Source organism: Nonomuraea sp. NPDC005983 (assembly GCF_040614375.1).
Lineage (GTDB): Bacteria > Actinomycetota > Actinomycetes > Streptosporangiales > Streptosporangiaceae > Nonomuraea.
This window is the reverse complement of sequence record NZ_JBEXUP010000014.1, coordinates 1-18,082: the sequence shown is the minus strand read 5'-3', so window position 1 is coordinate 18,082 and position 18,082 is coordinate 1. Positions and strand designations below refer to the sequence as shown.

Below are 18,082 nucleotides of genomic sequence, written 5' to 3'. Positions count from 1 at the left end.
CAGCACACAGGGAAAGGGACGCGACATGCCGGATCCGGTGGAAGTGCGGAAGATCCCCATCGAGAGCGTGACCGACGCCTCCGGCCTGGAGCGGCTCATCGACGACGGCGTGATCGAGGCGCGCCGGGTGCTCGCGGTGATCGGCAAGACCGAGGGCAACGGCGGCGTCAACGACTACACCCGCATCCTGGCCGACCGGGCGTTCCGCGAGGTGCTGGCCTCCAGGGGGCATCCCGCGCCGGGCACCGTCCCGCTGGTCTGGTCCGGCGGTACCGACGGGGTGCTCAGCCCGCACGCCACCGTCTTCGCCACCGTCGAGCCGTCGCTGGCGCCCGCCACCGACGAGCCGCGCGTGTCGGTCGGGGTCGCGATGAGCGACGTCATCCTGCCCGAGGACATCGGCCGCCCGGCCATGGTGGAGAAGGTGGCGGCCGGGGTGCGCGAGGCCATGAAGGCCGCCGGGATCGACGACCCGCGCGACGTCCACTACGTCCAGACCAAGACGCCGCTGCTCACGCTGGCCACCATCACCGACGCCAGGAGCAGGGGGAAGGACACCGCGATCGAGGAGACAGGCCCGTCGATGGACCTGTCGAACTCCACCACCGCGCTCGGCGTCGCCGTCGCGCTCGGCGAGATCGCCATGCCGCGCGCCGAGCAGATCCACAAGGACCTGTCCCTGTACTCGTCGGTGGCCTCCTGCTCGTCGGGGGTGGAGCTGGACCGCGCGCAGATCGTGCTGGCGGGCAACGTCCGCGGCATCGGCGGGCGCTACCGCATCGGGCACAGCGTCATGCGGGACGCGCTGGACGCCGACGGCATCTGGGAGGCCATCCGCGACTCCGGCCTGCCGCTGCCCGACCGGCCGCACCCGTCGGACCTCGGCGACCGCCTGGTGAACGTCTTCATGAAGTGCGAGGCCGACCCGTCGGGCCGGGTCAGGGGCAGGCGCACCATCATGCTGGACGACTCCGATGTGCACTGGCACCGCCAGATCAAGGCGACCGTGGGCGGCGTGGCCGCGGCGGTCACGGGCGACCCGGCGGTCTTCGTCTCGGTGGCGGCCGTCCACCAGGGCCCCTCGGGCGGCGGCCCGGTCGCGGCCATCGCCGACCTCGCCGAGCGGAACGGCTAGCTAGACCACACCACCCCAACGAACAAAGGCCAGGTCAACGGCTCGCCCATCGCGCGCAACCCGTGGGCTTCCTTGGCGGCCTCTTGCAGCACGGCCGCCGCTTTGATCAGGGCCAGTCCGGCGTCGGGGTCGCAGGCACCCCCAGCAGCGGCAGCCACACCTCGTCCACGATCTCGACGATCGACTCGTTCGGTACCGCGCGCATCGTCATGAGCATGTCGTGGCGCAGCAGGTCCAACGGCAGGTTCACCATGCGGGTCGAGCGCGGCACTTCGGGCAGCTCGCCGCGCTCGACCGCGCGGGTGACGATCGTTTCGAAGGCGGTCGGCTGGTCCGGCGTAAGGAGGGTGTCGCGTAGGTCGCTGAGGCTGGTACCGGTGTCGCGGAAGTAGCCCACCAGCTGCACGCTCATCAATGTGATCATGCCTGCGCGGTCAGCGTCGGCGTTGCGCAGGAAGCCGATCGCGTCGTCGCGGAGGCTGCCGGTGTCGGGCACCGCGATCGGCTGCCAGAACTTGGTGAGAGTGGCCAGCAGCAGGTCGTCGCGCTGGGGCCAGCGCCGGTAGAGAACGGGACGACTCGTGCCGGCGCGGGCGGCGATCGCTTCGTAGGTGAAGCCGTGATATCCGTGCTCGACCAGTACGTCCCACGCGGCGTTGAGGATCGCGTCCTGGAGTTTGGGGCCGCGTCGACGGGATGCGCTGCTGTCGCGGGTCGTGCCGTCGTCGGTACGACGTTCCGCCGCCTGCGCCCCGATCCCTTCGCGCTCACCCGCGATCCGCTCGTGCTTACGGTCCACTTGCGTATCTTATCGCAGTGACTTACGGTGTCCACCGTTAGATACGGTCGCGTACTCTAAGGCCCCTTCGAGAGCAGGACGTGCTGATGGCCGACAACAGCTTGACCGAGAAGTCTCCAAGCGTGAGCACCACGGCGATGCGGCGGATCCTGCCGGTGGACATGGTGGAACGGAGGCGCAACCCGTTCGATCCGCCGCCGGGGCTGCGGGGGGAGGGCGCGGTCCGGCCGCTGGATCTGCTCAATGGCGCGCGGGCGTGGCTGGTGACGGGGTTCGAGGAGGCCCGTACGGTGTTGTCGGACGCGCGTTTCAGCGCCGACAAGGTGCGCCATCGGGACGCGACGTCGCGGCAGCCGCCGAAGGTGGAGGTGGCGGAGCGGGAGGACGGGATCTTCGTCTTCATGGACCCGCCGGAGCACACCCGGTTGCGGCGGTTGCTGATGGGTCAGTTCACGGTGCGGCGGATGCGGGAGCTGGAGTCGCGGGTGAGGGAGATCGCGGTCGAGCACATCGAGGCGATGAAGGCGGCGGGCACGAAGGCCGATCTGGTGCCGGCGTTCGCGTTGCCGCTGCCGTCGCTGGTCATCTGCGAGTTGCTGGGCGTGGACTACGCCGACCGTGCGGAGTTCCAGGAACGTACGGCGGTTGGGCTGAGCGCGAACTCGACCCCGGAGGAGCTTGCCGTGGCGCGCGCCGGGCTGTCTGCGTTCATGCGGCGGCTGGTGGCCGGCAAGCGCTCGAACCCCGCCGATGACCTGCTGTCCGGGCTCATTCACGACGCCGAGTCGCCCCTGACGGACGCGCAGCTGGTCGATGTCGCACTCCTCCTGCTCAACGCGGGCCATGAGACCACCGCGAACATGCTGGGTCTGGGCACGTTCGCGCTGCTGGAGCATCCCGACCAGCTCGTGGCGCTGCGTGCCGATCCGGGCCTGATCGACAACGCGGTGGAGGAGCTGCTGCGGTTCCTGTCGATCATCCAGCTCGGGGTGAGCCGGGTCAGCATGGAGCCGGTGACGCTGGGCGGTGTGGACATCCCGACCGGCGCGACCGTCGTGATCGCCACGCCCCAGGTCAACCGGGACCCGCGACATTGGCCCGATCCCGACGCGCTCGACCTGCACCGCCCGCGTACTCCGCACCTGGCCTTCGGGCACGGGGTTCACCAGTGCCTGGGTCAGCAGCTGGCCCGGATCGAGATGCGGATAGGGCTGGGCGAACTGATCTCCCGTCTGCCGGACTTGCGCCTGGCGGTGCCGGCCGCGCAGGTGCCGGTACGCAACGAGATGCTCATCTTCGGCGTGCAATCGCTGCCGGTCACCTGGTCCTGAGACGGCCGGGGATGGGCATCCACGAGCGACAGCCGGAGCCGGGGGCGATGGCCGCGACCCATCGCTCACCTGAGATTCGAGCTTGGATCGAGGCCGGTCAGGCTGGCGGTGGCGGTCCACAGGCGTGCGGCGAGTGCGGTGTCGGCCAGGTGGCCTTGGATGGGTTCGAGGGTGGGCAGGCCGCGGATTCCGAATATCCGAGGCCCCCAAAGCTGGCCGCCGCGTACGGACGGGTCGAGGACCGCCCGGACGGCGGGCCAGGCGGCGGCCTCCTTGCTTTGCAGGAGGAGGCCGGCCGGCAGGCCGCGCAGTCGTTCGCCGGTGGTTCGGAGGTGGACCGGCGGGCGTGAGGGGGTGAGGGAGTCGAGTGCGCCGCCGGGGTGGGTGATCACGCTCAGCGTCGTGCTGGCGGCGGCGCGCAGGCGGCGGTCGAGTTCGAAGCCGATGAGCATCTGCGCGAGTTTGGATCGTGCGTAGGTGCGTTTCGGCCGGTAGTCGCGCGTGCTCTGGAGATCGTCAAGGTCCAGGTTCTCGGACTTTGCCGTGAAGCTGCCGGTGGTGACGACGCGGCTCGCGGGTGTGGCTGTCAGCAGGGGTGTGAGCCACGAGATCAGCGCGAAGTGCCCCAGATGGTTGGTGGCGAACATCAGCTCGTGGCCGTCGTTGGTCTCGCGCCGTGGCGGCTGGTCGAGCAGCACTCCGGCGTTGCAGACGATCGCGTCCAGTCTGTCCAGTCTCAGGGCGTCCGCGGAAGCTTTGAGCGAGGAGAGGTCGGCGAGATCGAGGCGGATGTGACGGACGTGTGCGCCGGGGATGCGGGCGCGGATCGCGACCTGCGCGGCTTCGGCCTTGGCGGTGTCACGGCCGGCGAGGATGACGGTGGCGCCGGTGCCGGCGAGTTGTTCGGCGACGAAGTAGCCGATGCCCGCGTTGCCGCCGGTGACGAGGAAGTTCTTTCCCTCGGCGCGCGGTAGGCGTCGTACGTCCCAGGGGGGTGGGTTGTGGAGGGAGGACATGTCCCGCTCCTTACGTCGATGACTGGTCAGTGCTGGAGTTCTTCTGGTGCTCGTCTGGGCATCAGGGTCACGGCCGGGACGGTGATGGCGGTGAGGGCTACGACGACGATGAGGCTGGTCGTCATGGCGGGGCCGAAGCCGGAGCCGGCCGACTGGAAGAAGACCGAGGTGACGGCGGCCGAGCCGATACCGGCCGCCAGTTGCTGGATGGCCGACAGGGAGCCGCTGGCGCTGCCGGCCTCGTCGGGATCGATGTCGCCGATCGCGACGTCGAAGATCGTTGCGTAGCAGGCGCCCATCCCCAGGCCGGTGAGGAAGACGGCTGGCGCGAGGGCCCATAGGCTCAGGTCCGTGCCGGAGGCTGTGACCAGGACGAGCAGCCAGCCGCAGCCGATCAGGATGACGGCCAGGCCGAGGAAGATCAGGGTGCGGCCCAGCTTCTTGATCAGCGCCATGCATGCTCCCGAGGCCACGATGATGCCGACGGTCATCGGCAGCAGACCCAGGGCGGCGTCCCGGGCCGAGGCGTGCAGCCCTTGCTGCATGAACAGGGAGAGGACGTAGACCAGCCCGGTGGTGGCGCGTCTTTGTCATGATCGCCATGCCTTGCGGGATCAAGAGCGCGCCGAACGCACCCTGTGCGCCGCGGGCGAGGATCAGCAGAGCGGGGTCGGGCGACAGTCCCGCCACGGCCGAGGCGATCGTGAAGCCGCTCATGCCGATGAGGAACAGTCTGCGCTGGCCGTACTTGTCGCCCAGTCGCCCGCCGACCACGAGCAGGACGCCCATCGCGAGCATGTAGGCCGACCCGAGCCACTTGATCAGGCCCTCGTCGCCGTGCAACTCGGCGGTGATCGTGGGCGCGGCGATGTTGGTGACCGTGGCGTCGATCATGTCGAGGGCGTCGGCGAGCAGCACCAACCCCAAGATCGCCCACATGCGCCGAGCGGACGCGATCGTCGGCGGGCCGACGGTTGCCGGGGTTGCCATGACGCATCTCCATTCACCAGAAATCTGAACTGACTCAGAAACTATAACCACTATAGATTCAGATGGGTTCCGGATTCCGGATACGATGGGGACATGCCAACGACGATGGGGCGCCGCGAGCGCAAGAAGGCCCAGACCCGCCAGGCGTTGTCGGAGGCCGCGTTGCGGCTGTTCAGCGAGCACGGGTACGACGGCGTCACCGTCGCCCAGATCGCCGACGAGGCGGACGTCTCCATCGCCACCCTGTTCGCGCACGTGCCGGACGGCAAGGAAGCGCTGATCTTCGACGACGGCGCCGAACGACGCCTCTGGCTGGTCGCCGCGGTCCGCGACCGGCCCCCCGGCCAGTCAGTGCTGGAAGCCCTGCGCCGCTGCATGGCAGCCCGGGGACCCTTCACCAACGATCTCCCGCCCGAACTGCGGAGCAAGCGCGACCTGATCGTCAGCACGCCCGCCCTGCGGGAATACTCACGCAAGCTGTGGATAGCCAGCGAGGGATCCCTGGCCGAGGCGATCGCCGCCGAGAGCGGCCGCGACTCCTCCGACATGACCGTCCGCGCTCTCGCCCGCTATGTCCTGGAGATCCCCGAGCTCGCGGGCACGGAACCCGACCCCCTGGCCGCGCTGAACGCCATCTTCGACCTCCTCGGATCCGGCTGGCCCGAGTCACCCAAACAAGCCTGACCAAGCCCCCACCTGGCCGACTCGCCCGCCGCGCTGAAGCCAGTGATGCCGTGGGCAGTGCCATGGGCACACCGCAGCAGAGCGACGGCGTATGCCGCGTTCATCCGGCACGCTCGCCAGGACTGGCCTGGTCGGGTGCTCCTCGGCGTCACCCGCGGCCGCCTCGGCTACTGCGGTCCCCGCGACTGACTCCCGAAGGCGCGCGCCGAGCGGCGTCTGCCCGCGCACACGCAATCGGGGTTGGCTGGTCTAGCCGCCCTGGGGCGTGGGTAGTCTCGGGCGTTGTGCCGACCATTCCACAGCCACTCGATCCGCACGACGACGGCAGCGCCGCGCCCGCCGTCGCCGCCGCTCTCGCCTCCTACCAGGACGGCACGGCAGACGCCACCGACGTGCTGACCGCGCTCAGCGGCGCCCGGCTGCTGGTGCCCGTGGTCGCGCTGCTGACCGAGTCGGAGGTGGGGGAGCACGGGCTGCGCCAGGAGAAGGAGAGCGAGATGGCGCTGCCCAAGCTCGTCGGCAAGGACGGCAGGCAGGCGGTGCTCGCCTTCACCGGCACCGAGGCGCTGGTCAGGTGGCGTCCTGACGCCCGGCCGATCCAGGCGAGCACGCTCCAGGTCTGCCAGGCCGCGGTGAACGAGCAGGCCGCCGCCGTCGTCGTGGACGTCGCGGGGCCGGTGCCGTTCGTGATCGAGGGGGACGTCCTGGCGGCGCTGGCGGCCGTCGAATCCGGCACGCTCGACCGGCTCGCCGGCGTGACCGTGGCCCGCGTCGAACCCGCCCGCAAACGCCGCTGGTTCTCGCGACGCTGACGGCGAGCACGTCGGGACGGCGCGGTCGGCGGGCGAGGCCGGCGCGACGCTGACGGCGAAACGCGCCCCCGTTCCCCGACGGCCGGACTAGGGTCGGCACGTGGTGGTTGCACTGGTGGCGCTGCTCGGCCTGGTCGCCGGACGTTACGTCAGGGCCCTGGCCGGAGCCTTCGGCCAGGAGGATCCTCCAGACACCCGCGCGGAGGCCCGCCAGGCCCTGAAGACGGTCCTGCGCACGCCGCCGTTTCCCGCCTGGCCGCCCGTGATCGAGCTGCTCACGGCCGCGGTCGCCGCCCTGGTGACGTGGCGGGTGGGGCTGCCGTACCTGTACTTCGCCGTCGCGGGAACAGCGCTCGCGATCATCGACTGGCGCACCACGAGGCTGCCCGACGCGATCACCCTGCCGTCCTACCCGATCCTGGCGCTCACCCTGATCCCGACGGGCGAGCTGCCCAGGGCCCTGCTCGGCGGGCTGGCGCTGGCCGTGCTCTACGGGGTGCTCTGGTTCGTCAGGCCCGCCGCGATGGGGTTCGGCGATGTCAAGCTCGCCGGGCTGATCGGCCTGGCGACGGCCGCGGCGGGCTGGCAGGCGTGGGTGCTGGCCGCCCTCGGCGGGCAGCTCCTGGGCGCGCTCTACGCCGTCGGCCTGCTGGTGACCGGGCGCGGCACGCGGGAGACGCAGTTTCCTTTCGGGCCTTTCATGCTGATTGGCGCGCTGGCCGGGCTCTGTCTCGGCTGGTGAACGGCGGCCATCCCACTAGGCCGCACGTGGAAGACTTGTACGCATGTTGCGCTGGTTGACCGCCGGAGAGTCCCACGGCCCCGAACTCGTCGCCATTCTGGAGGGCCTGCCCGCCGGAGTCGAGGTGACCACGGCCGCCATCGACGAGGCGCTGCGCCGCCGCCGTCTCGGTTACGGCCGCGGCGCCCGGATGAAGTTCGAGCAGGACGAGGTGACGGTCGTCGGCGGCGTCCGCCACGGCCGCACCATGGGCAGCCCGGTGGCGATCCGCATCGGCAACACCGAATGGCCCAAGTGGGAGAAGGTCATGGCGGCCGACCCGGTCGACCCGGCCGAGCTGGAGGGGCTGGCGCGGAACGCGCCGCGGTCGCGCCCCCGTCCAGGGCACGCCGACCTCGCCGGCATGCAGAAGTACGGATTCGACGACGCCCGCCAGGTGCTCGACCGGGCGAGCGCCCGCGAGACGGCGGCCCGCGTCGCGCTCGGCGAGGTCGCCAGGCGCTTCCTCAAGCAGGCGCTCGGCGTCGACATCGTCAGCCACGTGGTGTCCATCGGCGGGGCGCAGACTCCCACGGAGAACCTGCCGGGCCCCGACGACCTGCCCCGCATCGACGCCGACCCGGTCAGGTGCGCCGACCCCGAGGGCAGCGCCGCCATGGTCGCCGAGATCGACAAGGCGCACAAGGACGGCGACACACTCGGCGGCGTCGTCGAGGTGCTCGCCTACGGCCTGCCGCCCGGCCTCGGCAGCTACACGCACTGGGACCGCCGCCTCGACTCCCGGCTCGCCGCGGCGCTCATGGGCATCCAGGCGATCAAGGGCGTCGCGGTCGGCGACGGCTTCGAGACCGCCCGCCGGCCCGGCTCGCGGGCGCACGACGAGATCGAGTACGTCACCGACGAGGGCGTCAGGCGCATCACCAACCGCGCGGGCGGCGTCGAGGGCGGTATGACCAACGGCGAGATCCTCCGGGTCAGCGCCGCCATGAAGCCGATCTCGACCGTGCCCAGGGCCCTGGCCACGATCGACGTCAAGACCGGCGAGGCGGCCACGGCCCACCACGAGCGCTCCGACGTCTGCGCGGTCCCGGCCGCGGGCGTCGTGGCGGAGGCGATGGTCGCGCTGACGTTGGCCGACGCCGCGCTCGAGAAGTTCGGCGGCGACTCCGTCGAGGAAGTCGTCCGCAACCTGTCCGGCTACGTCTCTTCCATGGTGATCAAATGATCAAGGCCGTGCTCATCGGCCCGCCCGGGTCCGGCAAGACCACGCTCGGCCACCTGCTGGCCGAGCGGCTCGGCGTCGCCTTCCGCGACACCGACGCCGACGTTGAGGCCGTCGCGGGCAAGCCCGTCAGCGACATCTTCGTCGAGGACGGCGAGGCCCGCTTCCGCGAGCTGGAACAGCAGGCCGTGCGGCAGGCGCTGGCCGAGCACGACGGTGTCCTGTCGCTCGGCGGCGGGGCCGTGCTCAATCCTGAGACGCAGGCGCTGCTCGACGGCCAGCCCGTCGTCTACCTGCAGGTCGGCCTGGCCGACGCGGTGCAGCGGGTGGGCCTCGCCGCGGCCAGGCCGCTGCTCGTGCTCAACCCGCGCAGCCAACTGAAGAAGCTGATGGAGGAGCGCCGTCCGATCTACGAGCGGCTGGCCGTGCTGACCGTCGTCACCGACAAGCGCGAGCCGGCGGAGCTCGCCGAGGAGATCATCGAGGGGCTGGGGTCATGACCGTGACGAGGATCACCGTGGGCGGCGCCAGCCCGTACGACGTGGTGGTCGGCGCCGGCGTGCTCGGCGAGCTGGCCGGGTTGCTGAAGCCCGGTGTGCGCACGGTCGCGGTCGTCCACCCGGCGAGCCTGCCCGAGATCGCCCGTCCGGTCTGCGAGGCGCTGTCCAGCGCCGGGTACGACGTGGTGGCGCTGCCCGTGCCCGACGGCGAGCAGGCCAAGAGCGTCGAGGTGGCGGCCCAGCTCTGGTCCGCGTTCGGCCGCTACGGCGTCACCCGTTCCGACGCCGTCGTCGGCGTGGGCGGCGGTGCCACCACCGACCTGGCGGGGTTCGTCGCGGGCACCTGGCTGCGCGGCGTGCAGGTCGCGCTCGTCCCGACGACGCTGCTGGCCATGGTCGACGCCGCGGTCGGCGGCAAGAACGGCATCGACACGCCCGAGGGCAAGAACCTCGTCGGCACGTTCCTGCCGCCCGCCGGGGTCCTCTGCGACCTCGCCACGCTGCCCAGCGTGCCGAAGTCCGACTACGTGGCCGGGCTCGCCGAGATCATCAAGGGCGGTTTCATCGCCGACCCGACCATCCTCACCCTCATCGAGGACGACCCCGAGGCCGCCACCAGGCCGGAGGGCGCGCACACCCGCGAGCTGATCGAGCGCAAGATCCGGATCAAGGCCGACGTCGTGGGCGCCGACCTGCGCGAGACCGGGCTGCGCGAGATCCTCAACTACGGGCACACGCTCGGGCACGCCATCGAGCGGGCCGAGCAGTACCGCATGCGCCACGGCGAGGCGATCGCCATCGGCATGGTCTACGCCGCCGAACTGTCGCGGCTCGACGGCCGCGTCGGGCCCGACCTCGTCGAGCGCACCAGGTCCATCCTCACGTCAGTGGGGCTGCCCACCGCGTACCGCGCCGACGCCTGGCCGCAGCTGCGTGAGCACATGCGGCTCGACAAGAAGAACCGCGGCGCCAAGCAGCGGTTCGTGGTCCTCGACGGTCTGGCCAAGCCGGCCCGCCTGGAAGACCCGTCGGAGGAGCTGCTCGAGGCCGCCTACAAGGAGATCTCCCGATGATCCTGGTGCTCAACGGGCCCAACCTGAAGCGGCTCGGCACCCGCGAGCCCAGCATCTACGGCGCCGAGACCTTCGCCGACCTCACCGCGCTGTGCCAGGCCACCGGCCGCGAGTTGGGCGAGCACGTCGAGGTGCGGCAGACCGACGACGAGGCCGAGATGATCGGCTGGCTGCACGAGGCCGCCGACGGGCGCATCCCTGTCGTGCTCAACCCGGCCGCGTTCACCCACTACTCCTACGCGCTGCGCGACGCCATCGCCCAGCGCACGGCGCCCCTGGTCGAGGTGCACATCTCCAACCCGGCCGCGCGCGAGGAGTTCCGCCACAACTCGGTCGTCGCCGGGGTGGCGACGGGCACCATCGCGGGCTTCGGGCTGCGCTCCTATGTTCTGGCGTTGCGGGCCATCGCAGAGATGAACACGGATCTGAAAACGGAGACGAACGGCGGGTCATGAAGCGTTACGGCTCCTTCGTCGCGCTGGGCGACAGCTTCACGGAAGGGCTGAACGACCCCGGTTCGAACGGCCGCTACCGGGGCTGGGCCGACCGGGTGGCCGAGCGGCTCGCCGCCGACGATCCCGCGTTCCGCTACGCGAACCTGGCCGTGCGCGGCAAGCTGCTCGCCCAGATCGTCGCCGAGCAGGTGCCCGCCGCCGTCGAGATGGCCCCCGACCTGGTGAGCCTCTGCGCCGGGGGCAACGACCTGCTGCGGCCGGGCTGCGACCCCGACGTGCTGGCGAAGTCGCTCGCGCGGGCCGTGCGCGGGCTGCGGGCCACCGGCGCCGACGTGCTGCTGTTCACCGGCGTCGACCCGCGCGACACGCCACTCATGCGACGCCTGCGCGGCCGGTTCGCGATCTTCTACCTGCACGTCCGCTCGATCGCCGACCTGTACGGGTGCCGGCTGGTCGACCAGTGGTCCATGCAGGGGCTGCGCGACTGGCGGGCGTGGAGCGAGGACCGCCTGCACATGAACGAGGACGGCCACCGCCTGGTCGCCGCCCGTGTCCTGGACGTGCTGGGTGTGCCGTTCGACGACTGGCACCAGGTCTGGCCCGACCGCACCGTCGACCCGCGGGCCAAGCGCCGCGAGGACGCGCAGTGGATCCGCGAGCACCTGGTGCCGTGGGTGGCCCGTCGCCTGCGTGGCACGTCCTCGGGCGACGGCCTGGCCCCCAAGCGTCCGGACCTGTCTCCCTGGGGTGTCTGAGCGTCAGTCTTCCGTGGTGAGGCGCTTGAGTGCCGCGCGGGGGATCGCCGGGTCGGTCGTGCGCCAGAACGGGGGCAGGGAGCCGAGCAGGAAGCCGCTGTAGCGGGCGGTGGCCAGGCGCGGGTCGAGGACGGCGATGACGCCCTTGTCATGCTGGGCGCGCAGGAGCCGGCCGGTGCCCTGGGCCAGGAGGAGGGCCGCGTGGGTGGCGGCCACCGTCATGAAGCCGTTGCCGCCCTTGGCCGCCACGTGGCGCTGCCTGGCGGAGGTCAGAGGGTCGTCGGGGCGGGGGAACGGGACACGGTCGATGATGACCAGCCGCAGCGACGGCCCTGGAACGTCCACGCCCTGCCAGAGCGACAGGGTGCCGAACAGGCAGGTCGATTCGTCCTCGGCGAACTGCTTGACCAGCAGCATCGTCGAGTCGTCGCCCTGGCAGAGCAGCGGCACGGTGAGCCGGTCGCGCAGGGCTTCGGTGGCGGCCTTGGCCGCTCTCATGGAGGAGAACAGGCCGAGAGTCCGGCCGCCCGCGGCCTCGATGAGCTCGACGATCTCGTCCAGGTACTGCTGCGGCAGGCCGTCGCGGCCGGGCTGCGGCAGGTGCTTGGCGACGTAGAGGATGCCGGCGCGGGGATGGTCGAACGGGGAGCCGACGTCGATGCCCTGCCAGCCCTTCTCGCCGAGGCCCCACTGCCTGGCCATGCCGTCGAAGGTGCCGCCCAGCGCGAGCGTGGCCGAGGTGAGCACCACGGTGCGCTCGCCGAAGAGCTTGTCGCGGAGCATGCCGCCGACGTTCAGCGGGGCGACGCGCAGCATGGGCGGGCGGCGGTCGGTGCCGGCCTCCAGCCACACCACCTCGGCCCTGTCGGCCTCGGAGGCGTGCCCGTACGCCTCCAGCATGCGCACCGCCGCGTCGTGCACCTCGTCGAGCGCCGTGAAGGCCGCCTTGCGCTGGCCGGCCCTGTCGGGGTCGTCCTTGTCGGCGCCGCGCGGGCCGAGCGCGGTGACGCAGCGTGCCGAGGTGTCGCGGATGAGGGCCAGGGTGAGGCCGAGCACCTGGGGCAGCTCGTCGATGCGGCCGTCGGGGGCGGCGGCGAGCAGCGCCTTCAGGTCTTCCCCTGCCTCCATGAGCTGGTCGGCGATGGGCTGCTCGATCAGGCGGCCCACCCTGCGTACGGCCAGCGCCACCGAGCCCTCCGACAGCTCGCCGGTGGCGACGGACGTGACCCGGTCGACCAGCTCGTGCGCCTCGTCGACGACCACCATGTCGTGCTCGGGCAGCACGGGGATGTCGCCCATCGCGTCGATCGCGAGCAGCGCGTGGTTGGTGACCACCACGTCGGACTCTCCGGCGCGGGCCCTGGCCAGCTCGGCGAAGCACTCGGCCCCGCTCGGGCAGCGGGCGGCTCCGAGGCACTCCTGGGCGCTCACCGAGAACTGCCGCCAGGCCTGCTCGCTGACCCCGGGCACCAGCTCGTCGCGGTCGCCCGTCTCGGTCTCCTCGGCCCACTCCTGGATGCGCTGCACCATCCGCCCGGTGGCGCTGACCTCGCGCGGGTCGAAGAGCTGGTCCTGCTCGTCCTCCTCGGGCCAGCCCGCGGTCGCCTTGTAGCGGCACAGGTAGTTGCGCCGGCCCTTGAGTATCGCGAACGACGGCTCGTGCGGCAGCTCCTTGGACAGCGCCTCGGCCAGCCTGGGCAGGTCGCGGTCGACGAGCTGGCGTTGCAGCGCGATGGTGGCGGTGGAGACCACGACCGTGGTGTCGCTGGCCATCGCGTGCCTGATCGACGGGACCAGGTAGGCGAGCGACTTGCCGGTGCCGGTGCCGGCCTGGACCGCCAGGTGCTCCTCTTCGTCGATGGCCCGCTGGACGGCCTTGACCATGGTGATCTGGCCCTGCCGTTCGCTCCCGCCGACGGCGTTCACCGCGACGCTGAGCAGGTCCTCGACTGGTGGGAGATGGGAGTCCGGCACAGCCGTCAACGGTACCGGCAATCGGGGGTCCGCCGCGCCGAGACGCCGTGTGATCGCCCGGACGCATCCCGGCGTTCCAGAACTCCTCCGGCGGCTGCCGTGGCACACTTGCGACCGGAACTCCGGCAGGTCAAGGAAGATCTTCCTGGGGTTTCGCGGTGAGGAAGCGAAAGCCGGTTCAGTTGAGTCTGCCGGGGTTGAGTGGACGATTAAGGCTGGTTAAAGCAGTATGGGCCTCATGTCGGAAGTTGTCCCGTTGCCGTCGTTCGGCGAAGTGTTCTTCGATGCCCGAGGTCAGGAGCGGTGTCTCCGGGTCACCTGGCACGAAGGCACCCTGGTCCTGAGCCTGTGGCGAGGGGAGATGTGCACCGCGAGCTTCCGCATGCCGATGGACGACGTCGGCCGGTTGCTCGACACCCTCGACGACGGCTACGCCGAGGCCACCGGCGAGCAGCCCGCCGTGCCCGCGCACGACCCCGGCACCGAGGTCATCCCGGGCACCGGCCAGTATCACCGGCCGCAGCACCAGCCGCTCCAGCCGGTCCACCAGCAGCCGCAGCACCAGCCCGACGAGCGGCCCACCGCCGCGCTCTCACCCAACGACGTCCTGGTGGCCAGGGGCACCCCGGCCCGCCAGGACAAGCTGGTGGCCTCGTACGGCGAGTCGACCGTGCCGCGCGACGGCCAGGCCCCGCAGTACGGCGACCCGGCGGCGCAGCGCGAGGCCCAGCCCCCGCAGTACGGAGACCTGGCGGCGGCACGTGAGGCCCAGGCCCAGGCGCCCCAGGCGTACGCCGAGCGGCCCCCGTTCACCGGCCCCCAGTACGTCGAGCCGGGCTCCGGCGACCCCTACTCGGGCCCGCAGTACACCGAGCCCGCCGCCCAGGAGCCGTTCACCGGCCCCCAGTACGTCGTCTCCCCGCAGTACGCCGAGCCGGTGACCGGCGCCGAGCCCGTCTACCAGCTGCCCGGTGACCGCCGTCAGCCGGCGCCGCCGCACACGACCGACCCGTTCGGCTTCCGCTCCCCGGAAGCCGACCCCTACCCGCCGGCCGACACCTATCCGCAGCCCAAGGCCGACTACTACGGCCAGCGGCCCGACCCGTACGGCGACCAGGGCTACCAGCACAGGCCCACCCACGGCGGCGGCGTGGCAGGAACCCCGGCGCACAGCGGCGGAGGCGGGCAGGGCGCGGCCGGGCTCGGCACCCCGATGCACGGCATCCCGGGCGCCGGCAGGCGCCAGGCGGCCGACCGCTACCCGGGCCAGGACCGTTACCCCGCCCAGGACCAACCCCACGACCGTTACCCCGGCCAGGACCAGCCCGCCGAGCGGTACCCGGGCCAGGACCACTACTCCGGCCAGGACCACTACTCCGGCCAGGACTCCTACCCCGCCCCCGCGCCCAACCCGGTGGACCCGCTGCTCGCCCTCGGCACCAACCAGCCGCAGCCGTACCAGCAGCAGCCGCCGTCCGAGCCGCACCTCTCCCGGCCGTACGTGCACGACCCGATGTTCACCACCGGCGAGCGGCTCCGCCCCGAGCAGCAGTACGACGACAGGAGCGACCGCCGGGAGTGGTGATCGCCCCGGGTTCGCCTCCAGCGAACCCGGGAAGCCGGACGCCCCGGCCCGCGTTGCCGCCGAGCAGCATCCCGGCCGGCGTTCCGGCTGCTGGACGGCCTCGCCCAGGGTCTCCCGTCGCTGCCAGGATGTCATCAGGAGCGGGCTGTCACGCGCCCGCGCTGAGGCGAAGGAGAGCCGGTGAACTCGATCCTGGGCCTGCAACTGCTGCTGGTGACGGCCGGAGCGATCGCGGTCGCGGCCGTGGCCAGGCGGAAGGGCTGGCCCGCGCCGCTGCTGCTGGTGGCCGCCGGGTTGGTGGCCTCGCCCCTGGTGCCGTTCGTGCAGCTCGACTCGAAGCTGGTGCTGTTCGTGTTCCTGCCGCCGCTGCTCTACTCGGCCGCGCTCGACAGCTCCTACCTGCGGCTGCGTGACGTCAAGCGGGCCGTGGCGCTGCTGTCGATCGGGCTGGTGCTGTTCACCGCGGCGGTCGTCGGTGGGGTCGTGCACCTGCTGCTGCCGGAGCTGCCGCTGGCCGCGGCGTTCGCGCTGGGCGCCATCATCGCGCCGCCCGACGCGGTGGCCGCGGTCGCGGTCGGCAGGCGGCTCGGGCTGCCGCGCAGGCCGCTGACGATCCTGATCGGCGAGAGCCTGTTCAACGACGCCACCGCGCTGACCGCGTACCGGGTGGCGATCGGCGCGGCGACGGGCGAGGCGATCGACCTGATGCACGGGATCGGCGAGTTCGTGTACTCGGCGGCCGGCGGCGTGGTGATCGGGCTGGTGCTGGCGGTCGCGCTGGCGTGGGTGTTCCAGCGCACCCGCGACTCGCTGGTGGAGAACACGCTGATGCTGCTGATCCCGTTCGGGGCGTACCTGGCGGCGGAGTCGGTGCACGCGTCAGGGGTGATCTCGGTGGTGATCGTCGGGCTCTACCTGGGGCACCGGATGCACTTGCGCGGGTTCGGCACGCGGCTGGTGTCCGACGCGGTGTGGAAGGTGACCGACTTCTTCCTGGAGACGATCGTCTTCGCGCTGATCGGGCTGCAGCTCGTGCCCGTCATGCGGGGGATCACCGGGTACGGCGCCTGGGAGGTCGCCGGTTACGCGCTGATCGTCTTCCTCGTGACGGTGCTGTCGAGGTTCGTGTGGATCTTCCCCGTCACGTACCTGCTGAGAATGCTCGACAGGAAGGGCCCGCCGCCCACGCCGCAGCAGGTGGCGGTGCTGAGCTGGGCGGGCATGCGCGGGGTGGTGTCGCTGGCGGCGGCGTTCGCGATCCCCGACGCCGTGCCGGGCAAGCCGATGCTGCTGTTCCTGACCTTCACCACGGTGATCGGCACCCTGCTCGTGCAGGGCACCACGTTCCCCACGCTGATCAGGCGGCTGCACGTGTCGAGCGAGCAGGAGCGTTACCAGGACAACCTGGCCGAGGCGTCCGCACAGCAGGCCGCGCTGGCGGCGGGGCTGGAGGTGCTCGACCGGCTCGTGGAGCTGGAGGGCGAGCCGGACGAGATCCAGAAGCAGGTCATCGACCAGCTCAGGGAGAAGTCCTGGCGCCGCTCGCTGACCGCCTGGGAGCGCCTGGGCGGCGGCACCGGGCATGGCGGCGCCGAGACGCCCAGCGCCCTCTACCGTCGCCTGCGCCGCGACATGCTGCAGGCCGAGCGCGAGGTGTTCGTCCGGCTGCGCGACGAGCGCCGGTTGGACGACGAGGTGCTCCGCGAGGTGATGGCCCAGCTCGACTTCGAGGAGGCCATCCTGGAGCGCTAGCCCATGAGGTTGTCCGGGTAGCACCACCGCCAGTCCTCGCCCGGCTCGAACGACTGGATCACCGGGTGGGCCGTGGCGTGGAAGTGCTTGGTGGCGTGTTTGTTGGGCGAGGAGTCGCAGCAGCCGATATGTCCGCATTCCAGGCAGCGGCGAAGGTGCACCCACCGGCTCCCGCTGGCGAGGCACTCCTCGCACCCCTCAGGCGTCCGTGCCAGAGGGTCGTCTGCTTGGAGAAGATGCTCACAAGTTGCCATGAACGAAATCCTAGAACCAGAACGTGCGCTCCGACCCGGCCGGACCCCTCGCGGCGCGCCCGCCCCACGGCGCGGACCGTTGGGTAGGGTCGCAGGCATGGGTCCTCTGACGCGCCGATTCGCCCCTCTCATCGCCTTTGCCGCTTTCACCCTCGCCGCCGGATGCGGAGAGGTCAACAACACGATCGACAAGGCCCAGGCCTGCCTGGAGGCTCCGAAGATCGTCACCCAGCTGGGTGCGGAGATCACCAAGCTCAAGGATGACCCCAAGGCCATGGACAAGGCCATCGACGACGCCGCCACCAAGCTGAACGACGTCGCCGACAAGGCCGCCAACACCACGCTCAAGCAGGCCTCCGAAGACCTCGCCCGGACGTTGGGCGAGATCGACGTCAACAACGCCATCGACTCGGCCCAGAAGGTCGGCACCGAGACCGCCGCCTACCTGGAGAAGGTGGCCAAGGCCTGCGCGAGCTGAATCCCGGCTTCTCTAGGGGAAAAGTGGACGAATTACCGTTTTTCCTATGGAGCCGGACCCTCGATTTACCCTCGCCAACGAGCGCACCTTCCTCACCTGGCTGAGCACGGCGCTGGCGCTCAGCGCGGGCGGGGTGGCCATCGCCGCGGTGCCTGAAGACGTGTTCGTCCCGTGGATCCGCACCGCGCTGGCCGTGGTGCTGGTCACGCTGTCCGCGCTGGCCGCGGGCATGGCCTACCCGCGCTGGCGCAACATCCAGCGAGCGCTGCGTGAGCAGGCGCCGCTCCCGCCGCCCGCGCTCGCCGCGGTGTTCGGCTATGGCGTCGCGGCGGTCGCGATCATCGCCCTGGTACTCATCATCATCCGTGCGGCCTGAGATGTCCGACGAGATCTGGGACCCGGGCCTGCAGAGCGAGCGCACCAGGCTCGCCTGGGTCCGCACCGCCGTGGCCCTGTCGACGGGCGGGCTCGGCGCCGCCGGGCTGTCGCTGCGCCACGGCCTGCCGACGACGGCGACCGGCGGCA

21 protein-coding genes and 1 pseudogene are annotated in these 18,082 nt (G+C 71.3%); 16 read left to right on the top strand and 6 right to left on the bottom strand.

Annotated features, from left to right (window positions below; translation table 11 throughout):
* Window positions 1-25: 25 nt before the first annotated feature.
* Entirely contained in the window at window positions 26-1,135 is a 1,110-nt protein-coding gene (locus ABZ297_RS09455) for a ring-opening amidohydrolase (RefSeq protein ID WP_355342016.1), read from the top strand.
* 106 nt (window positions 1,136-1,241) lie between these two features.
* Here the strand turns inward: ABZ297_RS09455 and ABZ297_RS09450 are convergent, their stop codons facing one another.
* Entirely contained in the window at window positions 1,242-1,934 is a 693-nt protein-coding gene (locus ABZ297_RS09450) for a TetR/AcrR family transcriptional regulator (RefSeq protein ID WP_355342013.1), read from the bottom strand.
* 122 nt (window positions 1,935-2,056) lie between these two features.
* Between ABZ297_RS09450 and ABZ297_RS09445 the strand changes: the two genes are divergently transcribed.
* Window positions 2,057-3,265, top strand: a complete 1,209-nt coding sequence (locus ABZ297_RS09445) for a cytochrome P450 (RefSeq protein WP_355342010.1) — start codon at window positions 2,057-2,059, stop codon at window positions 3,263-3,265.
* 65 nt (window positions 3,266-3,330) lie between these two features.
* Here the strand turns inward: ABZ297_RS09445 and ABZ297_RS09440 are convergent, their stop codons facing one another.
* The 3 genes and pseudogenes from ABZ297_RS09440 to ABZ297_RS09430 all read right to left on the bottom strand — a co-directional run.
* A complete protein-coding gene (locus ABZ297_RS09440) occupies window positions 3,331-4,281 on the bottom strand; it encodes an SDR family NAD(P)-dependent oxidoreductase (RefSeq protein WP_355342246.1) in 951 nt (316 codons plus the stop codon).
* 26 nt (window positions 4,282-4,307) lie between these two features.
* Window positions 4,308-4,826 carry an MFS transporter gene (locus ABZ297_RS09435; RefSeq protein WP_355342007.1) on the bottom strand — a complete coding sequence of 173 codons (519 nt, stop codon included), beginning with the start codon at window positions 4,824-4,826 and terminating at the stop codon, window positions 4,308-4,310.
* A gap of 100 nt (window positions 4,827-4,926) precedes the next feature.
* A pseudogene (locus tag ABZ297_RS09430) lies at window positions 4,927-5,175 on the bottom strand (MFS transporter); the annotation flags it as partial.
* Between ABZ297_RS09430 and ABZ297_RS09425 the strand changes: the two are divergent.
* The 9 genes from ABZ297_RS09425 to ABZ297_RS09385 all read left to right on the top strand — a co-directional run bounded on the left by ABZ297_RS09425 (window position 5,132) and on the right by ABZ297_RS09385 (window position 11,514).
* Window positions 5,132-5,299 (top strand): hypothetical protein, encoded by a 168-nt coding sequence (locus tag ABZ297_RS09425; RefSeq protein ID WP_355342004.1) that lies wholly within the window; start codon window positions 5,132-5,134, stop codon window positions 5,297-5,299. The pseudogene ABZ297_RS09430 and the gene ABZ297_RS09425 sit on opposite strands and share 44 nt — an antisense overlap.
* Before the next feature lie 65 nt (window positions 5,300-5,364).
* Window positions 5,365-5,955 (top strand): TetR/AcrR family transcriptional regulator, encoded by a 591-nt coding sequence (locus tag ABZ297_RS09420; protein ID WP_355342001.1) that lies wholly within the window; start codon window positions 5,365-5,367, stop codon window positions 5,953-5,955.
* Window positions 5,956-6,239: 284 nt separating this feature from the next.
* Window positions 6,240-6,767: an SseB family protein gene (locus ABZ297_RS09415; protein ID WP_355341998.1), complete on the top strand. Its 528-nt coding sequence runs from the start codon at window positions 6,240-6,242 to the stop codon at window positions 6,765-6,767.
* Between the two features lie 100 nt (window positions 6,768-6,867).
* A complete protein-coding gene (locus tag ABZ297_RS09410) occupies window positions 6,868-7,509 on the top strand; it encodes an A24 family peptidase (RefSeq protein ID WP_355341995.1) in 642 nt (213 codons plus the stop codon).
* Between the two features lie 43 nt (window positions 7,510-7,552).
* Entirely contained in the window at window positions 7,553-8,734 is a 1,182-nt protein-coding gene (gene aroC, locus ABZ297_RS09405; RefSeq protein ID WP_355341992.1) for a chorismate synthase, read from the top strand.
* Window positions 8,731-9,231, top strand: coding sequence for a shikimate kinase (locus ABZ297_RS09400; RefSeq protein ID WP_355341989.1), 501 nt, complete (start codon window positions 8,731-8,733; stop codon window positions 9,229-9,231). Before aroC ends, ABZ297_RS09400 begins: the two co-directional genes overlap by 4 nt.
* Window positions 9,228-10,304 (top strand): 3-dehydroquinate synthase, encoded by a 1,077-nt coding sequence (gene aroB, locus ABZ297_RS09395; RefSeq protein ID WP_355341986.1) that lies wholly within the window; start codon window positions 9,228-9,230, stop codon window positions 10,302-10,304. Before ABZ297_RS09400 ends, aroB begins: the two co-directional genes overlap by 4 nt.
* Window positions 10,301-10,759 (top strand): type II 3-dehydroquinate dehydratase, encoded by a 459-nt coding sequence (aroQ, locus tag ABZ297_RS09390; protein ID WP_355341983.1) that lies wholly within the window; start codon window positions 10,301-10,303, stop codon window positions 10,757-10,759. The genes aroB and aroQ overlap by 4 nt, the downstream gene beginning before the upstream one ends.
* Window positions 10,756-11,514, top strand: coding sequence for an SGNH/GDSL hydrolase family protein (locus tag ABZ297_RS09385; protein ID WP_355341980.1), 759 nt, complete (start codon window positions 10,756-10,758; stop codon window positions 11,512-11,514). Before aroQ ends, ABZ297_RS09385 begins: the two co-directional genes overlap by 4 nt.
* 3 nt (window positions 11,515-11,517) lie before the next feature.
* On the opposite strand, the gene ABZ297_RS09380 is transcribed toward ABZ297_RS09385, so the two are convergent.
* On the bottom strand, window positions 11,518-13,488 hold the full coding sequence (locus ABZ297_RS09380) for an ATP-dependent DNA helicase (protein WP_355341977.1): 1,971 nt from the start codon (window positions 13,486-13,488) through the stop codon (window positions 11,518-11,520).
* Window positions 13,489-13,726: 238 nt separating this feature from the next.
* Between ABZ297_RS09380 and ABZ297_RS09375 the strand changes: the two genes are divergently transcribed.
* Both ABZ297_RS09375 and ABZ297_RS09370 read left to right on the top strand, forming a co-directional pair.
* Entirely contained in the window at window positions 13,727-15,073 is a 1,347-nt protein-coding gene (locus ABZ297_RS09375) for a hypothetical protein (protein ID WP_355341974.1), read from the top strand.
* Between the two features lie 180 nt (window positions 15,074-15,253).
* The gene (locus ABZ297_RS09370) at window positions 15,254-16,825 is read left to right on the top strand and encodes a Na+/H+ antiporter (RefSeq protein WP_355341971.1); all 1,572 of its coding nucleotides are present in this window, start codon (window positions 15,254-15,256) and stop codon (window positions 16,823-16,825) included.
* Here the strand turns inward: ABZ297_RS09370 and ABZ297_RS09365 are convergent.
* A complete protein-coding gene (locus tag ABZ297_RS09365) occupies window positions 16,822-16,986 on the bottom strand; it encodes a UBP-type zinc finger domain-containing protein (RefSeq protein WP_355341968.1) in 165 nt (54 codons plus the stop codon). The genes ABZ297_RS09370 and ABZ297_RS09365 overlap by 4 nt on opposite strands.
* A gap of 190 nt (window positions 16,987-17,176) precedes the next feature.
* Between ABZ297_RS09365 and ABZ297_RS09360 the strand changes: the two genes are divergently transcribed.
* The 3 genes from ABZ297_RS09360 to ABZ297_RS09350 form a co-directional block, all read left to right on the top strand.
* On the top strand, window positions 17,177-17,557 hold the full coding sequence (locus ABZ297_RS09360) for a hypothetical protein (RefSeq protein WP_355341965.1): 381 nt from the start codon (window positions 17,177-17,179) through the stop codon (window positions 17,555-17,557).
* Window positions 17,558-17,603: 46 nt separating this feature from the next.
* A complete protein-coding gene (locus tag ABZ297_RS09355) occupies window positions 17,604-17,933 on the top strand; it encodes a DUF202 domain-containing protein (RefSeq protein ID WP_355341962.1) in 330 nt (109 codons plus the stop codon).
* Window positions 17,875-18,082, top strand: a 208-nt coding sequence (locus tag ABZ297_RS09350; RefSeq protein WP_355341959.1) for a DUF202 domain-containing protein, incomplete at its 3' end; no start/stop codon positions are given. The genes ABZ297_RS09355 and ABZ297_RS09350, both read left to right, overlap by 59 nt.

Coding starts and splice junctions, on each gene's coding strand:
- ABZ297_RS09455 (WP_355342016.1), top strand. CDS start 26: ATGCCGGATCCGGTGGAAGTGCGGAAGATCCCCATCGAGAGCGTGACC.
- ABZ297_RS09440 (WP_355342246.1), bottom strand. CDS start 4,281: ATGTCCTCCCTCCACAACCCACCCCCCTGGGACGTACGACGCCTACCG.
- ABZ297_RS09435 (WP_355342007.1), bottom strand. CDS start 4,826: ATGCAGCAAGGGCTGCACGCCTCGGCCCGGGACGCCGCCCTGGGTCTG.
- ABZ297_RS09420 (WP_355342001.1), top strand. CDS start 5,365: ATGCCAACGACGATGGGGCGCCGCGAGCGCAAGAAGGCCCAGACCCGC.
- aroC (WP_355341992.1), top strand. CDS start 7,553: ATGTTGCGCTGGTTGACCGCCGGAGAGTCCCACGGCCCCGAACTCGTC.
- ABZ297_RS09400 (WP_355341989.1), top strand. CDS start 8,731: ATGATCAAGGCCGTGCTCATCGGCCCGCCCGGGTCCGGCAAGACCACG.
- aroB (WP_355341986.1), top strand. CDS start 9,228: ATGACCGTGACGAGGATCACCGTGGGCGGCGCCAGCCCGTACGACGTG.
- aroQ (WP_355341983.1), top strand. CDS start 10,301: ATGATCCTGGTGCTCAACGGGCCCAACCTGAAGCGGCTCGGCACCCGC.
- ABZ297_RS09385 (WP_355341980.1), top strand. CDS start 10,756: ATGAAGCGTTACGGCTCCTTCGTCGCGCTGGGCGACAGCTTCACGGAA.
- ABZ297_RS09375 (WP_355341974.1), top strand. CDS start 13,727: ATGTCGGAAGTTGTCCCGTTGCCGTCGTTCGGCGAAGTGTTCTTCGAT.
- ABZ297_RS09360 (WP_355341965.1), top strand. CDS start 17,177: ATGGGTCCTCTGACGCGCCGATTCGCCCCTCTCATCGCCTTTGCCGCT.
- ABZ297_RS09355 (WP_355341962.1), top strand. CDS start 17,604: ATGGAGCCGGACCCTCGATTTACCCTCGCCAACGAGCGCACCTTCCTC.